Here is a 19,334-nt window from a genome sequence, read left to right on the forward strand (position 1 = left end):
ATGTGAGTGATCATTATGAAACTTTCAGATATAGACTCTCAGGACCTGAAGAAGGACCAGCCAAAAGAGCTGGAAGGTGAGATCACCTCCGATATCATCGATATACTGGAGGAGGAAGGTATAACCGTGAAGATGCTTGTGGATACTGCTCTTGAGCTTTATGCTCCACATCCCGGTCTGGAGACCCGTGAGATCGCAGAAGCGCGTTTCAGGAAGGAGTTTGATATCGCCATATCTGATGCCAACCTTTGCCTTCTGATCTATTCCGGCATCCTTCTGGAAAGGGATGGTGAGAAAGGTAAGCTGCCAAATATAAGTAAGAGTTCTTATGAGAAAGACCTTACATTCATCATCGCAGATGAGGTAATCGGAATGAGCATTGCCAAGTATATTAGTGGTGATAAAGGCATGTTCGAGTTCGTGCGTTTCGACAAACAAAAACCCGGCATCCTCTCTAAGTTAGGTCCGTTCATGGACGACGTCATCGGTGGTCTTATTGGTGGGGTTTCAGCTAACATGTATACAAGGGGTATGGCTGAAGCTGCTGAAAATGAAAAAAAGTCACGTAAAAATAAAGATGTAAGTGGTGTGATAGCAGCATGAACAATTTTTTGCTTGCTCTTAAGACAAGTTTTGGTTTCCTTTCCACTATACCTGTGGGTATGACGATGGAAGGGTTTGATGAGCTGGTAAAGCGTAGCTATCTACAGACATTCGCAGGTGTGGTCCTGGGTCTTATGATCGGGGTCTTTGCTTTTATTACTGAGACTGTGATGCCGGACCAGATCAGTGCAATTCTTATCATGGTATTTATCTACTATCTTACGGGGTTGAACCATCTTGATGGCCTGGGGGATTTCGGTGATGGAGCTACTGCTCACGGTTCACTTGAAAAGAAGATAAAAGCTCTCAAGGATGTTGCCCTCGGTATCGGGGGAGTGGGTTATGCAATTCTTGCATTGCTTGCTCTGTATGCATCAATTTCTGCTCTTCAGGCTGAACTCATATTCTTCTCTGACAATGCTGCGTTAATGCTTGCAGTCTCGTTACTTGTGGCCGAGATCGGTGCCAAGCAGGCGATGCTTACGGTTGCTGCATTTGGGAAACCCATTCACGAAGGGCTTGGTTCCATGATAATCAACAGCACGACCTTCCCGAGATATGTAGTATCCTTCATACTTGGTATTGTAGCAAGCGTACTGGCTTTCGGTTCCATTGGAGTTATCGGATATCTGGCAGCCATAATTTCCGCATTTGTTATAATTAACATCTCCAACCGCCATTTCAAAGGTGTGAACGGGGATTGTATCGGAACTGCAAACGAGATCGCACGTATCATTGTACTGATCGCAATAACTCTCATGGTGATCGCTATCAATAATGGAAATGGAGGATTGCTTTGGACGCTGTTATAATGGCAGGCGGGCAGGGACTTCGACTTGGAATGGGTGAAAAACCATGTGTCGAACTTCTTGGTAAACCTCTTATAAGTTACGTTATCGATTCTCTGGAAAAGTCTTCACACATCGAACGCATATTCGTAGCAGTGTCTCCTTCAACGCCCGCTACTGAAGAGCTTGTGAGGGAGAAATATGGTGATCATATACAGGAGATCAATACGGCAGGTGACAACTATGTAGGGGATATGGTCTATGCCGTGGAGAGTTCAGGTATAAAGGGTCCTGTGATGATAATAATGTCTGACCTTCCTCTTGTGACGCCGGCACTCCTGGATTCCATCATTGATGCCTATGAATCGTGTGAGGAAGAGTCAATGTCCGTTTTCATACCTCTTTCTCTTTGCAGCGAGGTGGGCATACGACCGGACACGGTCTTCAATTGGAGCGGTAAGCTAATTGTGCCTGCTGGCATTAATATTCTTGATGGGAAGCATATCAATGAGGAGCAGAAATATCATAATTACATGCTTGATGATCCTGAGATCGCTTTGAACATAAATACGGCGGAAGATCTGAAACGGTGCAAAAATATCCTCATAAATAGATGATCTGCTTTAATATTCAAGGAGGCTAAATATGGTTGAATTCGCAATTCTGGGTGATAAAAAATATTCCATGCAAACAGTAAGGCTGGTTACGGGGAATGTCGCTGCTGGCACTGACATTCACAATATTCCTGAAGAGCAGCTTCTTCTTTGTGAGGCAATAGATGACCCATACCTTCTCCCCTTCCTTCTGGAGAAGTTCTATATGATGGAGATCAAGGATGCAGAACAGTTCAGGTTGTGCCTTATAAGGGTGCAGGTCGATTCGGACATGCGCCTTAATGAAGATATTCAGAAACATCAGCACCGTGGATATGTTTCCCGAACGATAGAGAAATTGATGTATCGTGATATTTTTCTTGAGATCGTAAGGGAGGAAGATGTCGGTGTTGAGGCTTGAAATGATTGTTGGATCGATGGTCGAATTGATGGTTCAATTCTGATCATCTGTGTGGAAATAAATCATTTTTTATATCATAACAAGGCATACTGGTATAGATAACACAGATACTAATGGGTGCTTGTCTATATGAGTAGTGGGAAAAAGTATTCATTATGTCTGTCAGGATCTCATGATTCTATTTTAAAAATATCGATATGATCTAACTATATTATCAGGTGTAAAGATGGCTGATGAAGTAACTCAAGAAAGGGTTAGCACGGGAATTCGTGGATTGGATGAAATGTTACGTGGGGGCTTCTTCAAAGGGACTGCTAATGTTGTCTCAGGAAAGTCCGGTACAGGTAAAACTATCTTTGGAACCCAATTCCTGATGGAAGGTATTGAAAAAGGCGAAACCGTGATGTGCATCATCACATCCGAGGAATCCAAGTCTCTCGTACGTGAAATGCAAGCATCCTTCGGATGGGATCTCGATTCCATGGTCGCAGAAGGCAAACTGGTATTTGTAGACATCACAGACCCAAGCCTTCGTCTCCAGAAGAGTGTGGAGATCGCTCCGACAGAGCTTATCAAGAGCTTCAAGAAACTGGTGGAAAGCAAGATCGAGGAAACAAAACCTGATCGTGTGTTCATCGATTCCATTGAAGCAATGTTCCTTGCAATTGAGTCCAACTACAAGCTGCGCACATTGATCGATGATATCTTTGGTATCTTCAGGAAACGCAATGTTACAGCTCTTGTAACCGTTGGTGTTATGTTCGGACTGGACGAGATGGTTGAATATGGTGCAGATGCTGTTGTCAAACTTGGTCGCGAGATCATAGGAAGCAACCTCCAGCGTACCATCTATGTAATGAAGCTCAGAGGTTCAGGCACCATCAACGAAGTTAGGGTACTCAATATTTCTGACAGTGGTATGGCTGTACTTGCTCAGTCACCATATCTTGAGAAATAATATTAACGTATAAATGAAAAGGTGCCTTTCAGGTACCTTCCTTTTTTACTTTAAATATACTTAAGCTGTTTTTTGTTCGCATTACCACTTTAATTATTCACTTATCGACTTAATTATTTACTTATGTGGTCTGCTTTGTTTACTGGAAGTATTTACAAAAGATACCAGTCCATATCGTTAGTTGAGTGGTCATCATGAACTCCCACGGTACGTTCCGGGATATTCAGTATACTTGTGATGGAGTCTGAAAAGTCCTGAAGATACTGGCGCTGGCTGAGGCTTCCATACTTAAAGCGCTTATTCGGGTTAGCGACCTCTTCCATAGTCTTCCTGTCAGGCACAATGACAACGTCAATGTTGGTCATTTCAACTGCTTTTTCCATGGCCGTCCTGAAGTCGCCGATACAATATGCAATTCGGTGCTTGTAGTTATCGCGTGTTCTTTCCAGATACTTTGCAAGCCTCTCACTTTCCATCTTGATGAAATCACGTTTTATCTTAGCGACATTGCACTTCCCCATCATGAACTTATAATCAGTGAAAGGGTATTCGTTATCTATCTCCCGTGGAGTGATCCCGCAGGTGCCAAATACCACAACATGTGCATCCTCTTGTTCGAGTATGCCGAAGATAATGCGGTCATACATCTTGTGTGAGGGGCTGGTATGATATGGCTTCCTCATGGCACAGGGTACGAAGATGCAAAAATCCCTCGTAGGGGGCTGGTATTCAGTAAGTACCCACTCATTTGCACGTATCATGTCGGGGTGGTATATCAGTCGCTCTGTGTCCAGTGGTTCACTTGAACGTTCATTTTCAGGAATTATAGTTGTCAAGGTGTGAGGATTCTGATAAACTATATATATAATTAACGACGTGAATATTATGGTTTTGTATAAACTGTACAAGAGTGCTTTATAAGTATCAGTAAATAATAAGTGGTGAATAATGACAGCATCAATTCGGGAAATGTTAAGGGCTAACTGTGAATGTGACGACGTGGCAAAGTGTATCTTGGGCTTAAAAGCACTTGATATGGATGCATACAAATGCTTGCTTGCCAATGGACCTATGACTGCTGAAAGTCTGGGTGAACATCTCAACAGGGAGCGAAGTACTGCATACCGGTCATTACAGAACCTGATATCATGTGGACTTGTCTATCGTGAGACCAAGACTATCGATATTGGTGGCTATTTTTATGAATATGTAGCTGTTGACCCTACGAGGGTCAAGGAAATGCTCAAGGAAAATATCGACCAGTGGTATGAGAAGGTCAGTGGCCTGGTCGAGAATATTGATAAAGAGCTTCTTGGGACTAACTGATCCGACTGGTTCTATTATAATATTTTAAAAAAGATGGATTATTTTCATAATCCGTCTACAAACGTACCTATCCTGTCAATAGCTTCCTTGATATCTTCCCTTGATGCTGCATAGGCACAGCGAAGGAATCCTGCTCCGGTATCGCCGAAGATATCTCCTGGAATTGTTACGACATTCTGCTCTTGAAGCAGCCTTTCTGCAAATTCGTCAGATGTCAGCCCTGTGCTCTTGATGGATGGGAATGCATAGAATGCTCCTTTTGGGTTGAAGCAATCCAGTCCGATATCGTTCAATCCGCCAACGATGAGCTTCCTGCGCCTGTCGTACTCCCGGACCATTTTGCTAACTTCTTCCTCTCCGTTGCGAAGTGCTTCGATAGCACCAACCTGTGCTGTTATTGGGGCGCAGAGCATGGAATACTGGTGGATCAGCATCATTGAATTGATGATCTCGGGGGCTGCCATTGCATATGCCATCCTGAATCCTGTCATTGCATATGCCTTTGAGAATCCGTTCAGCATGATGGTCCGGTCACGCATTCCTTCAAGGGCTGAAAAACATGTATGATTTCCCTCGTAGGTAAGTCTCTCGTAGACGTCATCTGATATCATCATAATATCATGTTCTACAATGACATCTGCAATGGCTTCCAGTTCATCTCTGTCCATTGTGGCGCCGGTAGGATTATTTGGATAGTTTATGATGACTGCTTTTGTTTTGTTCGTAATGGCAGCTTCTATCTCTTCGGCTGTGATCCTGAAATCATTTTCTCCTTTTGCACCAATGGTAACAGGAACTCCGCCTGCGAATATTATGGAAGGCACGTAAGCCACATATGATGGCTGTACTACGATGATCTCATCGCCAGGGTTCACGATAGCCCGTATCGCAAGGTCAAGTGCCTCACTTACGCCTGTGGTGACAAGTATCTCATCGTTTGGGTCATAGTATACATTGTGCCTTTTTGTGTATGACCTTGAGATCTCTTCACGAAGCTCCATAAGGCCATAGTTAGAGGTGTATGATGTTTCCCCGTGTTCGATTGAGTGTATGCACGCTTCCCGTATGTGCCATGGTGTCACATAATCAGGTTCTCCAACTCCAAGGGAGATGACGTCTTCGCTGTCGGACGCCATGTCGAAGAACTTTCGAATACCCGATGGGGGTACTTTTTGCATACTGTTCGATACAAACCGGGAGGGGTTACATTGTGTTCTCAAGATAGATGCCTCCATTATGAATGGGGAAAGCAGGTCAGAAGAAAAAAGTATTATGGGGAGACTGCAAGTCTCTTGACCTGATCTGGCTCATCCAGGATCAGCCCATTTTCCTTGTAGGTCTTCAGAACAAAGTGGGTGGCAGTGCTCTGGACCTGGTCCAATGTCGCGATCTTCTCCGCTACGAAGAATGCGACCTGTTTCATGGAATTGCCGCGCACTGTAATTGAAATGTCATGTTCTCCGGAAAGTAGTCTTACTGAGCGTACTTCCGGGAACTTGTAAAGCCTCTCGGCAATTGCCTGATATCCCAGTTTGCGTTCCAGTTGAACCTTAAGCTCAATGATGGCATAAACATAGTTCTCGCCTGCCAGTTCCCAGTCGATGATGGTCTTGTATTTGCGAATGATCTTCGCTTTCTCAAGATACTCTATCTTCTGGCTCACTTCCTCAACGGTCATGCCGGTGAGTGATGCGATCTCTTCTGGTACGATCCTTGCGTCTTCTTCAAGGATCTCCAGTATGTTGCGTGTTTGCTCATCCATACCTGAAACATCCTGGGTTTAAAAAGAAGTTGATCAAGTAATATTACTCGATCAATACTGCGTTGACCACGCCATCCTGTCCAGGGCGGCTTGTGACAATAGCATTGCCAGCTGCGGTCTTGATTACTGAGCCCTTTGTGATGGTGTTACGTCTGATGTAGTGCTCGTTTGCAGTGTTGTCAACAACTGTTTCGATAGCTGAAACAACTGTCTTTCCATCTGCAGGGTTTGTGACGTTTGCAGTGTTGCTCTGCAGGAGCCTTACCTTTCTGTTTCCGCCACGTGTTGAGATGTTCTTCCTCTTTGTGTCAGCAACATGTGTTTCTGCAGGTTCACGCCCGAGTTCATATTTCCTCTTACCGCGTGATGATTTGATCTTTGCTCCTGTGTATTTCCTTTTTGATCTTCCCTGAAATTGCATAAATTTATCCTCTTATTAATTAATAGTGATATGAATTTCTATCATATATAATCGGTTAATGGACTTCCTTTACTAATAGGATTCTATATGAACTTTTCGAGCCGCTCAGATTTGCCGCAAGTATCCATTAATGAATGCAAATGTGATAACAGATAAATAATTTTATCGCATAATAATTAATACATGCTTCTTGTAACATTTTTAGGTACCGGTGGTTCTTTACCCACCAAGAACCGCAATCCTTCCGCAATCATGGTCAACAGGGATGGGGAACTTATCATGTTCGACTGTGGGGAAGGTGCTCAGCAGCAGATGATGCGTGCAAAGACAGGGATGATGAACCTCTCATCCATATTTATCACGCATTTCCATGCAGATCATATTCTCGGCATACCTGGTCTTGTACAGACCATGTCCTTTCAGGGAAGGACCGAACCACTCACCATATATGGCCCTGAATGGGTGGGGGAGTTCGTAAAGTTGCTTTCGGCTCTTGGCTACTACAAGCTGAAGTTCGAGATAAAGGCTGTCAAAATGGAGCGCGGTGATGTTGTAAAGCGGGATGGTTATTCTGTCGTTGCTTTACAGACAGATCACAACGTACGTAGCATTGGGTATGCCCTGGTGGAAGATCCGAGGCCGGGAAAGTTCGACCGGAAAAAAGCTATGGAACTTGGTGTTCCGATAGGTCCTCTCTTTTCAAAACTTCATAAAGGGGAGGATGTGGAAATTGATGGCAAGGTCATAAGTTCTGAAGATGTGGTTGGTGAATCCCGGCCAGGAAGGACTATTATATACAGCGGTGATACGAGACCATGCAGGGATATCCTGGAAGCGAGTGAGGGTGCTGACCTTTTGATACATGATGGAACGCTTGCTGATGAAAAGCTCGAATGGGCAAAGGAAGCAAAACATTCCACTGCAGGTGAGGCTGCAGCACTGGCAAAGAAGGCGGGTGTAAAGAAACTGGTGCTGACACATGTCAGTTCAAGGTATTCGGATGATGTTTCTCCTTTGCTGAACGATGCAAAAGCAATATTTGAGGATGTTATAATTGCAGAAGACCTGATGTCCATCGAAGTTCCCTATAAGGGATGAATAATCTTCTATTCCTTTTATTTTCTGCATTACACAACTCTTTTAAGTTCAGGCACCCAAACTATTACTTGTAATGGTTGGTGGTACCATGTTAGGTGAACGACATACTTGCAAGTTTCATGATCTAGGTGGAAAAGAGGTAATTGATCCCTATCACATAAGTGAGTTCAATGATGTGATAATGAAGATAGCTTCCCTGAAGGGCGAGGACGTCCTGATATCCCTGAGTATCGATAAAATTACTACTAAGGTCTGTAATACTGCAGTACGGCTTGCGCAAGATGATCATGAGATGCCTTTAAACCGTATTGACCAGGCCATAGCACTTAATTTTGCAAGGTCCAAACAAGTGGAGCATGATATTAACAGGATCATCTCCAAAAAGATGAAACTTGGCCAGATGTTTCGATACCCTGAAACTTTCCGTTATGATCAGACTCGTAAAAAGGACCTTGTTCCTCGTAAAGTCCCTGTGGAAAAGAAACTGGGCATCAATATGAATTATGCAATAGAGGCATTATATGCACAGGAGAATTCCACAGACAGGTGGAATATCATTGTCAATCATGAATGGTTTGAGCTTAGTACTGAACCTGTCTTTGATCTGATGCCCGAGATGTTGCCTTCGAATTCGAAGTATGGTACAACATTGGGGGTGGTCAATATACTCCGCTTTTTTGATATGGATTCAATACGCAGGGAGTGGCAAGGTCCTGTCGATCTGTTCGATCAGGGTTGTGTGGATACGTTGCTTAAGCACAAGGTTGCTGAAATAGAGGTTCCTGGAGAAAAGGGTCTTAGCCACACTTACAAGATCAAGTGGATCGATGAATGACTGTGTGAATAACTGGTTGGCTAACGATTGATTGATTGATTGATTGATTGATTGATTGCCTACCTAATTGGCTACCTGATAGACTAAATGACTAGCTGGCTGAATGAATGAATGAATGAATGAATGAATGAATTGCTTATTATGCGTATCAATGAGTTAGTGACAGGTTCAATGGGTCAAACTGCAAGTTACGTTATAATTTAATTAACAAATAAAAAAGGTAGGTCGCTGGATCATGATCATAATATGGTCCAGTCAAGTTCTTTATCGTCTTCATCATAGAGGTGAACTTCCATGGACATTTCCTCTAATCCATAAGGCAGCTCCTTTACGCCTATGAAAAGTGAATCTCCGATGTTTACGTTGAATCCTTCTGCCTTGACCTTCGCAAAGTATACTCTGCCTCCGGAATTCACATCCTCGACGGTAACTCCTTTCCACTGCTTCAGGTTGTCAATAATGTTCACTACTCTGCATTCGAACCTGTCATTTTCTTTGATGGTGGTCATAATATCACGTTTAGTTTATTAGGATTAAGCTTTCATTTTTCATATATAAAGTCTATTCAAAGCACCAGTGTCTTCTTTTTTAACCAGTTTAGAAATTGCATTCTCAAAAAGTTCCTGTGCAACCTCTTCCCGGTCGTCTATGATCGCCTGATGCAATGCATTCTTTAGAACCTTTTCCACAATATCCCTTCCTGAAAGTCCTGCTGTAAGCTTTGCGATCCTTTGCAGGTCAATATCTTTGGCAGGAAGTGGGAATGTGCTTATGTTCTGTTCAATTATCATATGGCGGTCCTGCTCATCGGGTAATATGAACTCGATCTCTTCCTCAAATCGGCTCCTTACGGCAGAATCAAGGCTATCGATACGGTTCGTTGCTCCTATGGTGCAAACTCCCTTGCGCTCCACGATCCCATCCATTTCGGTAAGCAGTGCGTTCACGATCTCTGCCACATCTCCTCTTAGTTCCTGGAATTTCCTGTCCAGTGCAATGGCATCCAGTTCGTCAATGAATATTATGCATGGCTGCATCTCTTCAGCCCTATCATAAAGCTGGTGTATCTGGCGGGCACCTTCTCCTACAAATTCTCCGATAAGCTGTGTAGCCTTTATAGGCAACAGTGGTACCTCTGTTTTGTTGGCAAGAGCTTTTGCGAGCATTGTCTTGCCAGTTCCGGATGGTCCATAGAACAGTACGTTTCGGGGTGCCCATTTACCAAACTTTTCCGGATCTTCGAGAAAACGCTCGATAAGTTTACATTTCCTACGGGCAGTTGTCTGGCCGATAACATCTTCAAATGTGATCCTTGTCGCAAACTCGGGTGTAATAGGGATCTTATCATCCTCATTGACAACTATGGTGGTTTCCATTCCAATGACCGATTCGGGCGGTTCCACATCGAGGATCTTGTAAGCAAAGTCGGGATACATTCTGTGGTCAAAAAGGTATTCTCCCTTGCGTGCCAGAAATCCCTTCCACTGTTTTCTTGCATATTGTTCGAAGATATCAGGGTCTTCTATCTCTGGATATTCATCAAGCATACTGCTAAGTGGATAACCCTTGGGTTTTAGTATGACTATGTCTGCAGTGGAGTCGGACGTTTCGATGTTTTCTTCCCTATTTCTATTTAATGTTGTCTTCTGGGCAGATCTGACTATTTTATCAACTCTTTTTCGTCTTACGATGAGGGTATTAGTAAACGATCTGATTTAATCTATTTCCTGAAAGCTCCTTCTCTATATGTCATCTGGAGCTCGAATGCTGGATATATTACTAATCTTAGAATGAGGCAACTAATTACATTTCTGTATATGACCTTAACGGGATAATTATTATATATTGGTCTGTGATATATTATATAGGAAAAGTGATAGTTCTATAAATATGTTTTATACTGTGCCAGAATGAGTGCATGATGTCAGGTTTGTTGTTGTGTTTTCCTTACTATGGCGGTACGCAGGTGCCCCGGATAAAATTTAAAAAGAGCTAACAATTTTTAATAATAGTCTTCAAAAAGTGGTAATTATGGAACAAATTTTGGTTGTGGAAGATAATCCTATGAATATGGAACTTACTGTGGTTCTGCTGGAATCATGGGGTTATAATGTTGGGCAGGCAGTAGATGGTGCGCAAGCTCTTAATGAAGTTAAAATGGGCAATTATGATCTTATTTTATTGGATATGCAGCTTCCTCGCATGGATGGACTCGAGGTGCTTGAGCATCTTAAGAATGATGTGGAAACTGCAGATATACCTGTGGTGGCCCTTACAGCCCATTCAATGACTGGTGATGGGTGTAAGTTCCTGAATGCCGGGTGTACGGGATACATTTCCAAACCCATCAATGTGCCTGAATTCAAGGACCAAATAGCTGATTATCTAAAGGGATCTGCTTAACTGAGTTATTTTTGGTGTAGCAATGAATGAAAGTTCAGTTCCAAAAATACTGGTCGTCGATGATGAACCTTTGAATGTGGAGCTAATGGAGATCTATCTTTCCGGGGATTATGAGGTAATCTCTGCTTATGGTGGTGCAGAGGGACTTGAAAAGGCGAGGACTGAAAACGTCGATCTGGTACTTCTCGATGTCATGATGCCTGATGTAAGTGGGTTTGATGTATGTACGGCCCTGAAGGATGATCCTCTTTATCAGTTCCTGCCTGTAGTTATGGTAACTGCTCTTTCAGGTAAAGATGATAAAATAAAAAGTATAGAAGCAGGTGCGGACGATTTTCTTTCAAAACCAGTTGACAGGCTTGAGCTTGAGACAAGGGTCAAGTCCCTTATAAAGATAAGGCAACTGCATAATAGTCTCATCTCCCAGCGCGACGAGGCACAGAAATATCTTGATGTTGCAGGTGTCATTCTTCTAGTACTTGACAAGAACCAGAATGTGATGCTTGTCAATAGGAAGGGTTGTGAGATCCTTGGGAGGGATGAAGAGGATGTCCTTGGGAAGAATTGGTTCGATTCATTCCTGCCTCCAGAAGAATCCGATTATACGAAGAAGATATTCTCCAGTTTGCTAAATGGTGAAATTGACGAATTTGAATACTCTGAGAATTCCATAATCACTGCTGAAGGTGAAGAGCGGATAATAAGCTGGCATAATTCCCTTCTCATGGATGGAAATGGTGATATTTCGGGTATCTTAAGTTCCGGTGAAGATATCACAGAGCGCAAAAAAACAGAAGTTGCATTGAAAGATTATGCAAATCAGCTGGAGCATTCCAATGAATTGAAGGATCTTTTTATTGACATCATCCGGCATGATCTAATGAACCCTGCAGGTGCTGTAAAAGGTTTCACTGATATTCTTCTTAAAAGAAGTAAGTTTGAAGATGGTGATCTGCGTATGCTTAAGGCGATTGAGCGTACGAATAAAAAACTGATCACTATGATCGAGAGTGCTGCTACGTTCGCAAAGATCGAGTCAGTATCTAAGGTAAGGCTCAATGTTATGGACCTTGGAGAGATCCTGAACAATGTTGCGCACACCCTTGAGTCGCAGTTGAATGAAAACAGGATGAGTCTACATATGTCTCTTAAAGGATCTTATCCTGCACTTGTCGATCCGATGATCGAGCAGGTCTTTGTGAACTTCCTGTCAAATGCAATAAAGTACAGTCCTGAAGATACTTGTATCACTGTGGAAATTGAGGATCTTGGTGGGGAGTGGAAGGTAAAGGTCATGGACCAGGGCTTTGGTATCCTTGATGAGGATAAGGAACTGGTCTTTGAACGCTTTAAGAGGCTGGATAAAGGCAACATAAAAGGCACAGGATTAGGACTTGCTATTGTTAAGAGGGTCGTTGACTTGCATGGTGGTAAGGTTGGTGTTGCTGACAATCCGAATGGGGAAGGCAGCATGTTCTGGGTCACTTTAAAAATGGCATGATCTTTATTCTCTATCTTTTTTGAGTTGTTATTTTCATTAAGTTTTATCTTTTTTGTATGGCGTTTTTTGCCGGTTCCAATAAGTTTAAGATACATGTATCCAATGACCCTTTGGATTTTAATTATCACGAGGCAGTAATATGAAACTTGATGAGGTCACAATTTCAAGAGCGATTATAGACGAGTTCTCTAAGGTATTCCTTGATTACACAGAAGTAGATGTTGCACTTGTAGGTGGAGGGCCTGCAAATCTTGTAGCTGCAAAGTATCTTGCAGAAGCAGGCTTAAAAACAGTGATCTACGAGAAGAAGCTGTCCGTGGGTGGCGGCATGTGGGCTGGCGGGATGATGTTCCCACGTATCGTTGTTCAGGAAGAAGCACGCCATATTCTGGATGATTTTGATATTGACTATCATGAATATGAGGAAGGTTATTACATAGCCAATTCCGTTGAGTCCGTTGGTAAGCTTATAAGTGGTGCAACAACTGCAGGTACTGAGATCTTCAACCTTGTGAATGTTGAGGATGTCATGATTAGGGAAAATGATGAGGTATGTGGACTTGTCATCAATTGGACTGCAGTGGAGATCGGAAGACTTCATGTTGACCCTCTGGCAATACGTGCCAAGGTCGTGGTCGATGGTACCGGTCATGAGGCAGCTGTCTGTAACACTGTGCAGCGCAAGGTTCCTGGGGCAAAACTGGGTGAACTTGGGGTTGTTGGCGAAAAACCAATGTGGGCAGATGTTGGGGAGCGCATGCTTGTGGAAACCACAAAGGAAGTATATCCAAACCTGTATGTTGATGGAATGGCAGCCAATGCTGTAGCAGGTGCGCCACGTATGGGTCCGGTATTCGGTGGAATGCTTATTTCCGGTAAACAAGTGGCTGAGCTTATTATTGAAAGGCTCAAATAAGCCCTCTTTCTTCATTTTGAGGAAAAAGTTTATCTAACAAAAGTACTAGTATAAGGTGCTTCGCTGTGAAGCACCCTATTACCATGCCGGGGTAGGGTAGCGGTTATCCTGTAGCCCTGTGGAGGCTACGATCCGAGTTCGACTCTCGGTCCCGGCCCCATTCTCTTTTACTATTCTTTAAATTATTATCTTGAAGTTCGGCTACTAATTATCTTTAAATTCGTTTAAGAAATCTTATAATTTTGTCTATGGTCTGCCTTAAGGTCTGTCCTATGATCATCTCATAATTGATCCGGGAAATCTGTCATAAATGTAGTATTAATACAATCTTTATGCTATCATTTTAGCTCTTGACCTTTTATTATCCATTTCTAAGTATGGTGCTTTAACTACTTCTGTATTTTACAATTTTAAAAATATGCTTGAAATTACAAGGGCAAGTTATGTGAAAATGAACTTAAAAAAAGAAACACTGCGGCTGTATGGCCGCTATTATATTTCGAATGCCCTGTCAAATTCAGGGTAAAGCTCGGAACTGTCTGCGAGTTCCTCAAAAGCATCATGTCTCGGACTGACGATTACAACATGTGCCGGAGGATGTATCTTCCTCAACTTACTGATCGCAGCGCCTGCGTTGGTATCAAGTTCCACCAAAGCAGCAGAATTACATTTTGCTTTTAATGGTACTCCTGAAACGCTTACAAGAAGCTGATCTGCATATGATGGTTCAATCCTTTTTGGATTTGATCCAAACTTCATACTTCCATAGTGTTCAAGATCGTGCAAAGCTATTTTTATTTTATTCGGGTCCTCTGCCCGAATCACCGCAAAAGATTTCATTTTTTGTCCCCACATAAACTTTATTGAAGTTTAATAAAATAAATAGGGTCATAAAGATATATCAATCTTTGGATATTGTTCTTTATTTTATTATTTTATGACTTCAAAGGAAAGTAATCTTTACTTACCTAGCTCCTTTGACCTTGTGGATGACTCAATTACTGCATTCATGAAAGCAGCCCTGATGCCACTTTCTTCGAGGGTGTGTATTCCTCGAATCGTGGTTCCTGCAGGGGATGTGACCATGTCCTTAAGCTCTCCCGGATGCATTCCTGTCTCAAGGACCATCTTTGCGGCACCAAGAACTGTCTGTGCTGCAAGTGTTATGGCGCTTGCACGGTCAAGTCCTTCATAGACCGCACCGTCTGCCATTGCCTCAATAACAGGGAATATGTATGCAGGCCCACTGCCTGAAAGTCCTGTGACTGCGTCCATGAGCTTTTCCGGGACTTCGATTGCACTTCCAAGAGATCTGAATATCTCGAGTGCGACCTCTGCATCCTCTTTGGTTGCATTGCTTCCTGTACATATTGCAGATGCAGCTTCAGCGACTGTTGCAGCGATATTTGGCATTACTCGTATGACCCTTGTATCGCTGTTCAACTCATCTTCTATAGCTGCAAGAGGAACGCCGGCAGCAATTGATATTACAAGCTTGTCGGATGTGATGTCATCTTTTATCCGTGCAAGTATATCTTTAAGTATCTGTGGTTTGATTGCAAGAACGACAATATCGGAGTTCGCGATGGTATGGGAATTGTCTGTGGAAACGCTGATGCCAAGTTCATTATTAAGTTTCTCCAGGGCAGGTTCGTAGACATCACTTGCATAGATACTGATGTCGCTGTGCGCTCCAAGGATACCTCTTATGAGGGATTCTCCCATTTTTCCTGTGCCTATGAATCCGATCTTCTTGTCTGTAAGGTGCATATTTTTTCCTTTTCCTGATTAGAAATATTTGATGCTTAGTCCGTTTATATAAAAAAAGGCCATTGGTAATGGCCATAGTCTGCTTTTTTATTTTCTCTTGATGGTCACAATATCGCCAAGGGTAGTACCTTTGTTCAGGCGATCAGCATTCCATTCCCCTTCACCAAGGCGTTCTGTAAGGTGGATATTAAGTGTTTTTTCGATCTTCTTCCTTACAGAATCTTCGGGGACGATCTCTGCTCGTTCGATCTTCTTGATAAGTGATGCCTTTTCTTTTACTTTTGCGGCAAGCACTTCCTGGCTCCATCCTCGTTTTTCACGGGCATCGCGTATGAGCTTGTCGTATTCATCAACAAGTTCATCGTTAAGTTCTGCAAAAGGATCGCGCCTTTGTCCAGTCCTTTTTGGGACATCTCTTCTTATTTGGGGAGATACTGGTGATATCTTCCTGGACACGGGTGAGCGAGCTTTTACTGCAGTTCCATACTGTGAGCATTTGCTGCACACTTTAAGCTGGCTTCCATCAATTGTGACGTCTACTGCCTGTCCTTTGATCTCTGTGCCACATATTTCGCATTGCATCTGGTATCATCTCTTAAAGGCTCTTTGCATTGCTCTTTACGAAAGGGCTATATATCGTCTCTACTTAAATATTATTCGGGACTATGAGTGAAACAATAGATGATGAGCCAAGAAACGACAACTACGGCTTCCATAGTATTGGTAATAATGCCGGAGATCTCGTTTCCGGAAACGATGAGGACTTTTCTAAATATCTGCTGGATCGAATGAAGCAGCTGGAGTCTCGCAACACGCTCCTAAAAGAGCAATGTGGGCAAATGGAGTCTGAAAAGCGCTTTATGGAATCCCAGAAGCTTAAGTATGAGCGTGAGTCTCAGAGGCTTCAAACGGAACTGGATCAGTTGAAATCCGTTCCTCTGGTAGTTGCAAATGTGGTTGATGTTTTTGATGATGACAAGGTTCTTATCAGAAGCAGCACCGGTCCGCAATTTCTTGTAAAGGCTTCTTTGGAACTTGATGAGGACGTTCTGGTTCCTGGTGTCAGGGTAGCTTTGAACCAACAGACATTAGCCGTTGTAGAGGTCATTCCCGAATCCGATGAACCGGTCGTATCTGCTATGGAAGTTATCGACTCTCAGGAGGTAGATTATTCCCAGATAGGTGGTCTTGATGACCAGATACGAGAGATCAGTGAATCTGTGGAGCTTCCTCTAACAAGACCGGAATCCTTTGTGCGCATAGGCATCTCCCCTCCTAAAGGGGTAATGCTTTATGGTCCTCCCGGAACCGGGAAAACGCTACTCGCCAAAGCTGTGGCACACAGGACGCATGCTACTTTCATAAGGGTGGTAGGTTCTGAACTTGTACAGAAATACATAGGTGATGGTGCAAAGCTTGTCCGTGACATCTTCGAGATGGCAAGAAAGAAAGCACCTGCTATCATATTTATCGATGAGCTGGATGCCATTGCTGCTACACGTTTGAATGACACCAATGGTGCAGACCGTGAGGTGCAGCGAACTCTCATGCAGCTGCTCGCCGAGATGGACGGTTTTGACAACAGGGGTGACATTCGCATAATAGCCGCAACCAATCGTCCGGACGTACTTGATCCGGCAATAGTCCGCCCGGGAAGGTTCGACCGTGTTATCGAGATCCCTCTTCCTGATCAGGTTGGTCGTGAAGCCATATTCCGCATCCATACTGACTTGCTTTCAATTGATGGCAACGTTGATCATGAGAAACTTGCCAAACTAACTGAAGGTGCAAGTGGTGCGGACATCGGAGCTATTGTCATGGAGGCAGGTATGTTCGCGGTTCGCCAGAACAATGACAGTATCAGTATGTCTAACCTGGTCGAAGCTGTGGAAAAGGTCATGTCATCACCGGATGTCATAACTGACCAGTCATTGCAGATGTTCTCATAACACTTTCAGATCGGTCGTGTAAGCTTGGTTTTTCATATCAAACCGGAGATAAGAATACTTGGCATCGATGATTCTGCACTGATACGTGACAATATACTGATAGTCGGGGCTTTCTTCAGGGGGGGGCAGTGGCTGGATGGGGTAATGCGTTCTGAGGTCACTCGGGATGGGATGGATGCTACTGACCGCATGGTGAAAATGGTAACTTCCAGCAAGCATTATGATCAGATAAGGGTCATTATGCTGGATGGTGTCACATACGGTGGTTTCAATCCTGTGGACATTGTAAAGTTGAACGAGGATACCGGCATCCCTGTTATTGTCCTTATGCGTGAGATACCGGACATTGAAAAAATAAAAAAAGCCCTGTGTAATCTGCCGGATGCCGATGAGCGATTGCAGACGATGATGCGCGCAGGCCGGGTCATCAAGACAATATCAAAGGACCCCTCAAATCCTGTTTTCATTCAGTGTGCAGGTATTGAAGCCTGTTTGGCATGTGAGATCGTACGTTTGTCTTCCACAAGGGGTAACATTCCAGAACCATTGCGCATTGCTCATATGATCGCCACAGGCATTGTCTGTGGCGAGTCAAGAGGGAAGGCCTGATGATCAGGCCTTGCACTTTTCTACCAGTTCCACACCTTCGTTCATGAGCTCTTCAGCTCTTCCCTTTGTTTTTGCCTCTGCGAATATGCGTATTATGGGTTCGGTTCCTGATGGTCTGATGAGCAACCAGCCGTCCTTGTGCCAGACCTTGACACCATCGGTGGTATCAACTTCGTATTTTCCACCCATGACGTGTTCCTTTATGCTCTCCATGGCTGCCTGAAGTTCGGTGCAGCGGATCTTCGTCTTGGAATTGAAATATTCAGGGACACTTTTCACAAGGTCTGATAATGTCTTTCCAGATGCCATTATCTCAAGCAGTTTTGCAGCTGCCATGGCGCCGTCACGGCAATACTGGTGCTCCGGGAAGATAAGTCCGCCATTACCCTCTCCTCCAAAGACCGCGCCTGTTTCCATCATCTTTCTTGCAACATTGATGGAACCGACGGCTGTCCAGTGAAGTTCGACCTCTGCTTCCTCAGCAACGTCCAGCATTCTCTGTGAAGAGCTTACCGGTGTAACGATAGGACCTTTGTTATTTTCCAGGATGTATTTTGCCATCATGGAAAGGAGTATCTCCTCATCAATGAAATCTCCGTTCTCATCGAAGAAAACTGCCCTGTCAGCATCTCCGTCCTGTGCAACACCCATGTCTGCACCTCTGCTCTTCACGATGTCTGCAAGCTCTGTCAGGACATCAGGTGTAGGCTCTGGGTTGCGCCATGGGAATGTCCCATCGATCTGTGCATTAAGTGTGATGACCTCGCACCCAAGTCTCCTGAGCAGGAATGGTAATGTGAGGGAGCCGGCGCCGCAGCCGGTATCCACAACGACCTTGAACTTCTTTTCCCTTATATTCTCAGCATTCACTGAATTGATGACGCCGTTGATGTAGTATTCGTTGGCATTGTTATCTATGTGGAAGTTGCCTGTTCTGTCCCAGTTTGCGGTGGAGAACTCCTTTGACATGTAGATCTTTTCTACAACTTTCTCTCCTTCTCGTGAGAATTCGCTTCCATCCCCAGCAACCAGCTTTATCCCGTTGTATTCTCTGGGATTGTGGGATGCGGTAACTCCGATGCCTGCATCAGCATGGTCTCTTACATAATATTGTATTGCAGGAATTGGTGCGGTGCCTATGTCTATGACAGTAACTCCTGTGGAAAGTGCTCCTGCGATAGCTGCAGATTTTAGCATCTCTCCTGATATTCTTGTGTCACGACCGACAGCGATTATTCCCTTTGAGCCCATATAGGTCCCAAGGCTTTTTGCAACATCTATTGCAAGCTGTGGTGTGATGTATTCATTGGCAATGCCCCTTACTCCGTTTGTACCGAAAAATGCCATTTGATATCTCCTTTTTACAATTGCTTTCCTATGG

General features: G+C 43.7%; 23 protein-coding genes and 1 tRNA gene. 14 read left to right on the forward strand and 10 right to left on the reverse strand.

Translation table 11 applies throughout. The features are described 5' to 3' along the window. The first annotated feature begins 15 nt into the window (after nucleotides 1-15). The 5 genes from cobZ (at nucleotide 16) to J7W08_RS11550 (ending at nucleotide 3,363) form a co-directional block, all read left to right on the forward strand. Nucleotides 16-603 carry an alpha-ribazole phosphatase CobZ gene (gene cobZ / locus J7W08_RS11530; protein ID WP_233084580.1) on the forward strand — a complete coding sequence of 196 codons (588 nt, stop codon included), beginning with the start codon at nucleotides 16-18 and terminating at the stop codon, nucleotides 601-603. After that, complete coding sequence (gene cobS / locus J7W08_RS11535; RefSeq protein WP_233084581.1) at nucleotides 600-1,415, forward strand: adenosylcobinamide-GDP ribazoletransferase; 816 nt, start codon at nucleotides 600-602, stop codon at nucleotides 1,413-1,415. The genes cobZ and cobS overlap by 4 nt, the downstream gene beginning before the upstream one ends. Next, nucleotides 1,400-2,008, forward strand: coding sequence for an NTP transferase domain-containing protein (locus tag J7W08_RS11540; protein ID WP_233084582.1), 609 nt, complete (start codon nucleotides 1,400-1,402; stop codon nucleotides 2,006-2,008). Before cobS ends, J7W08_RS11540 begins: the two co-directional genes overlap by 16 nt. A gap of 28 nt (nucleotides 2,009-2,036) precedes the next feature. Next, nucleotides 2,037-2,405, forward strand: a complete 369-nt coding sequence (locus J7W08_RS11545) for a hypothetical protein (protein WP_233084583.1) — start codon at nucleotides 2,037-2,039, stop codon at nucleotides 2,403-2,405. Nucleotides 2,406-2,631: 226 nt separating this feature from the next. Further along, nucleotides 2,632-3,363 (forward strand): RAD55 family ATPase, encoded by a 732-nt coding sequence (locus tag J7W08_RS11550; RefSeq protein ID WP_233084584.1) that lies wholly within the window; start codon nucleotides 2,632-2,634, stop codon nucleotides 3,361-3,363. A gap of 152 nt (nucleotides 3,364-3,515) precedes the next feature. Here J7W08_RS11550 and J7W08_RS11555 read toward each other — a convergent pair whose 3' ends face one another. Further along, a complete protein-coding gene (locus J7W08_RS11555; protein ID WP_233084585.1) occupies nucleotides 3,516-4,199 on the reverse strand; it encodes a DUF5591 domain-containing protein in 684 nt (227 codons plus the stop codon). 112 nt (nucleotides 4,200-4,311) lie between these two features. Here J7W08_RS11555 and J7W08_RS11560 point away from each other — a divergent pair, with 112 nt between their 5' ends. After that, the gene (locus J7W08_RS11560) at nucleotides 4,312-4,689 is read left to right on the forward strand and encodes a helix-turn-helix domain-containing protein (protein ID WP_233084586.1); all 378 of its coding nucleotides are present in this window, start codon (nucleotides 4,312-4,314) and stop codon (nucleotides 4,687-4,689) included. Nucleotides 4,690-4,733: 44 nt separating this feature from the next. On the opposite strand, the gene J7W08_RS11565 is transcribed toward J7W08_RS11560, so the two are convergent. The 3 genes from J7W08_RS11565 to J7W08_RS11575 are packed head-to-tail and all read right to left on the reverse strand — an operon-like array spanning nucleotide 4,734 to nucleotide 6,872. Then, entirely contained in the window at nucleotides 4,734-5,909 is a 1,176-nt protein-coding gene (locus tag J7W08_RS11565) for an aminotransferase class I/II-fold pyridoxal phosphate-dependent enzyme (protein ID WP_310742499.1), read from the reverse strand. Between the two features lie 50 nt (nucleotides 5,910-5,959). Further along, the gene (locus tag J7W08_RS11570) at nucleotides 5,960-6,451 is read right to left on the reverse strand and encodes an Lrp/AsnC family transcriptional regulator (RefSeq protein WP_048193638.1); all 492 of its coding nucleotides are present in this window, start codon (nucleotides 6,449-6,451) and stop codon (nucleotides 5,960-5,962) included. Nucleotides 6,452-6,494: 43 nt separating this feature from the next. Continuing rightward, the gene (locus J7W08_RS11575) at nucleotides 6,495-6,872 is read right to left on the reverse strand and encodes a 30S ribosomal protein S8e (RefSeq protein WP_048193639.1); all 378 of its coding nucleotides are present in this window, start codon (nucleotides 6,870-6,872) and stop codon (nucleotides 6,495-6,497) included. Between the two features lie 183 nt (nucleotides 6,873-7,055). Here J7W08_RS11575 and rnz point away from each other — a divergent pair, with 183 nt between their 5' ends. Both rnz and J7W08_RS11585 read left to right on the forward strand, forming a co-directional pair. Further along, entirely contained in the window at nucleotides 7,056-7,970 is a 915-nt protein-coding gene (rnz, locus tag J7W08_RS11580) for a ribonuclease Z (protein WP_233084588.1), read from the forward strand. 88 nt (nucleotides 7,971-8,058) lie between these two features. Beyond that, complete coding sequence (locus tag J7W08_RS11585; protein ID WP_233084589.1) at nucleotides 8,059-8,805, forward strand: hypothetical protein; 747 nt, start codon at nucleotides 8,059-8,061, stop codon at nucleotides 8,803-8,805. Between the two features lie 239 nt (nucleotides 8,806-9,044). Here the strand turns inward: J7W08_RS11585 and J7W08_RS11590 are convergent, their stop codons facing one another. Both J7W08_RS11590 and J7W08_RS11595 read right to left on the reverse strand, forming a co-directional pair. After that, complete coding sequence (locus J7W08_RS11590) at nucleotides 9,045-9,314, reverse strand: hypothetical protein (protein ID WP_233084590.1); 270 nt, start codon at nucleotides 9,312-9,314, stop codon at nucleotides 9,045-9,047. A gap of 39 nt (nucleotides 9,315-9,353) precedes the next feature. Continuing rightward, complete coding sequence (locus tag J7W08_RS11595; RefSeq protein WP_445668779.1) at nucleotides 9,354-10,469, reverse strand: AAA family ATPase; 1,116 nt, start codon at nucleotides 10,467-10,469, stop codon at nucleotides 9,354-9,356. A 367-nt stretch (nucleotides 10,470-10,836) separates the two neighbouring features. On the opposite strand from J7W08_RS11595, the gene J7W08_RS11600 reads away from it, so the two are divergent. From J7W08_RS11600 to J7W08_RS11615, 4 genes are all read left to right on the forward strand, one after another. After that, nucleotides 10,837-11,208: a response regulator gene (locus tag J7W08_RS11600; RefSeq protein ID WP_233084591.1), complete on the forward strand. Its 372-nt coding sequence runs from the start codon at nucleotides 10,837-10,839 to the stop codon at nucleotides 11,206-11,208. A gap of 22 nt (nucleotides 11,209-11,230) precedes the next feature. After that, a complete protein-coding gene (locus tag J7W08_RS11605; protein WP_233084592.1) occupies nucleotides 11,231-12,709 on the forward strand; it encodes a response regulator in 1,479 nt (492 codons plus the stop codon). Nucleotides 12,710-12,848: 139 nt separating this feature from the next. After that, the gene (locus tag J7W08_RS11610) at nucleotides 12,849-13,625 is read left to right on the forward strand and encodes a sulfide-dependent adenosine diphosphate thiazole synthase (RefSeq protein ID WP_233084593.1); all 777 of its coding nucleotides are present in this window, start codon (nucleotides 12,849-12,851) and stop codon (nucleotides 13,623-13,625) included. Nucleotides 13,626-13,710: 85 nt separating this feature from the next. Continuing rightward, a tRNA-His gene (locus tag J7W08_RS11615) sits at nucleotides 13,711-13,785 on the forward strand. A gap of 332 nt (nucleotides 13,786-14,117) precedes the next feature. Here J7W08_RS11615 and J7W08_RS11620 read toward each other — a convergent pair. The 3 genes from J7W08_RS11620 to J7W08_RS11630 all read right to left on the reverse strand — a co-directional run bounded on the left by J7W08_RS11620 (nucleotide 14,118) and on the right by J7W08_RS11630 (nucleotide 15,977). Beyond that, a complete protein-coding gene (locus tag J7W08_RS11620) occupies nucleotides 14,118-14,465 on the reverse strand; it encodes a DUF356 domain-containing protein (protein ID WP_048193647.1) in 348 nt (115 codons plus the stop codon). Nucleotides 14,466-14,585: 120 nt separating this feature from the next. After that, nucleotides 14,586-15,395 (reverse strand): pyrroline-5-carboxylate reductase, encoded by an 810-nt coding sequence (gene proC / locus J7W08_RS11625; RefSeq protein ID WP_233084594.1) that lies wholly within the window; start codon nucleotides 15,393-15,395, stop codon nucleotides 14,586-14,588. Between the two features lie 87 nt (nucleotides 15,396-15,482). Beyond that, nucleotides 15,483-15,977, reverse strand: a complete 495-nt coding sequence (locus tag J7W08_RS11630; protein WP_048193649.1) for a multiprotein bridging factor aMBF1 — start codon at nucleotides 15,975-15,977, stop codon at nucleotides 15,483-15,485. An 83-nt stretch (nucleotides 15,978-16,060) separates the two neighbouring features. Here J7W08_RS11630 and J7W08_RS11635 point away from each other — a divergent pair, with 83 nt between their 5' ends. After that, complete coding sequence (locus tag J7W08_RS11635; RefSeq protein WP_310742500.1) at nucleotides 16,061-17,344, forward strand: proteasome-activating nucleotidase; 1,284 nt, start codon at nucleotides 16,061-16,063, stop codon at nucleotides 17,342-17,344. Nucleotides 17,345-17,368: 24 nt separating this feature from the next. Beyond that, nucleotides 17,369-17,953, forward strand: coding sequence for an endonuclease dU (locus J7W08_RS11640; protein ID WP_375141052.1), 585 nt, complete (start codon nucleotides 17,369-17,371; stop codon nucleotides 17,951-17,953). Nucleotides 17,954-17,956: 3 nt separating this feature from the next. Here the strand turns inward: J7W08_RS11640 and glmM are convergent, their stop codons facing one another. Continuing rightward, a complete protein-coding gene (glmM, locus tag J7W08_RS11645; protein WP_233084595.1) occupies nucleotides 17,957-19,300 on the reverse strand; it encodes a phosphoglucosamine mutase in 1,344 nt (447 codons plus the stop codon). Between the last annotated feature and the right edge of the window lie 34 nt (nucleotides 19,301-19,334).

The organism is Methanococcoides orientis, from assembly GCF_021184045.1.
GTDB classification, from domain to species: domain Archaea; phylum Halobacteriota; class Methanosarcinia; order Methanosarcinales; family Methanosarcinaceae; genus Methanococcoides; species Methanococcoides orientis.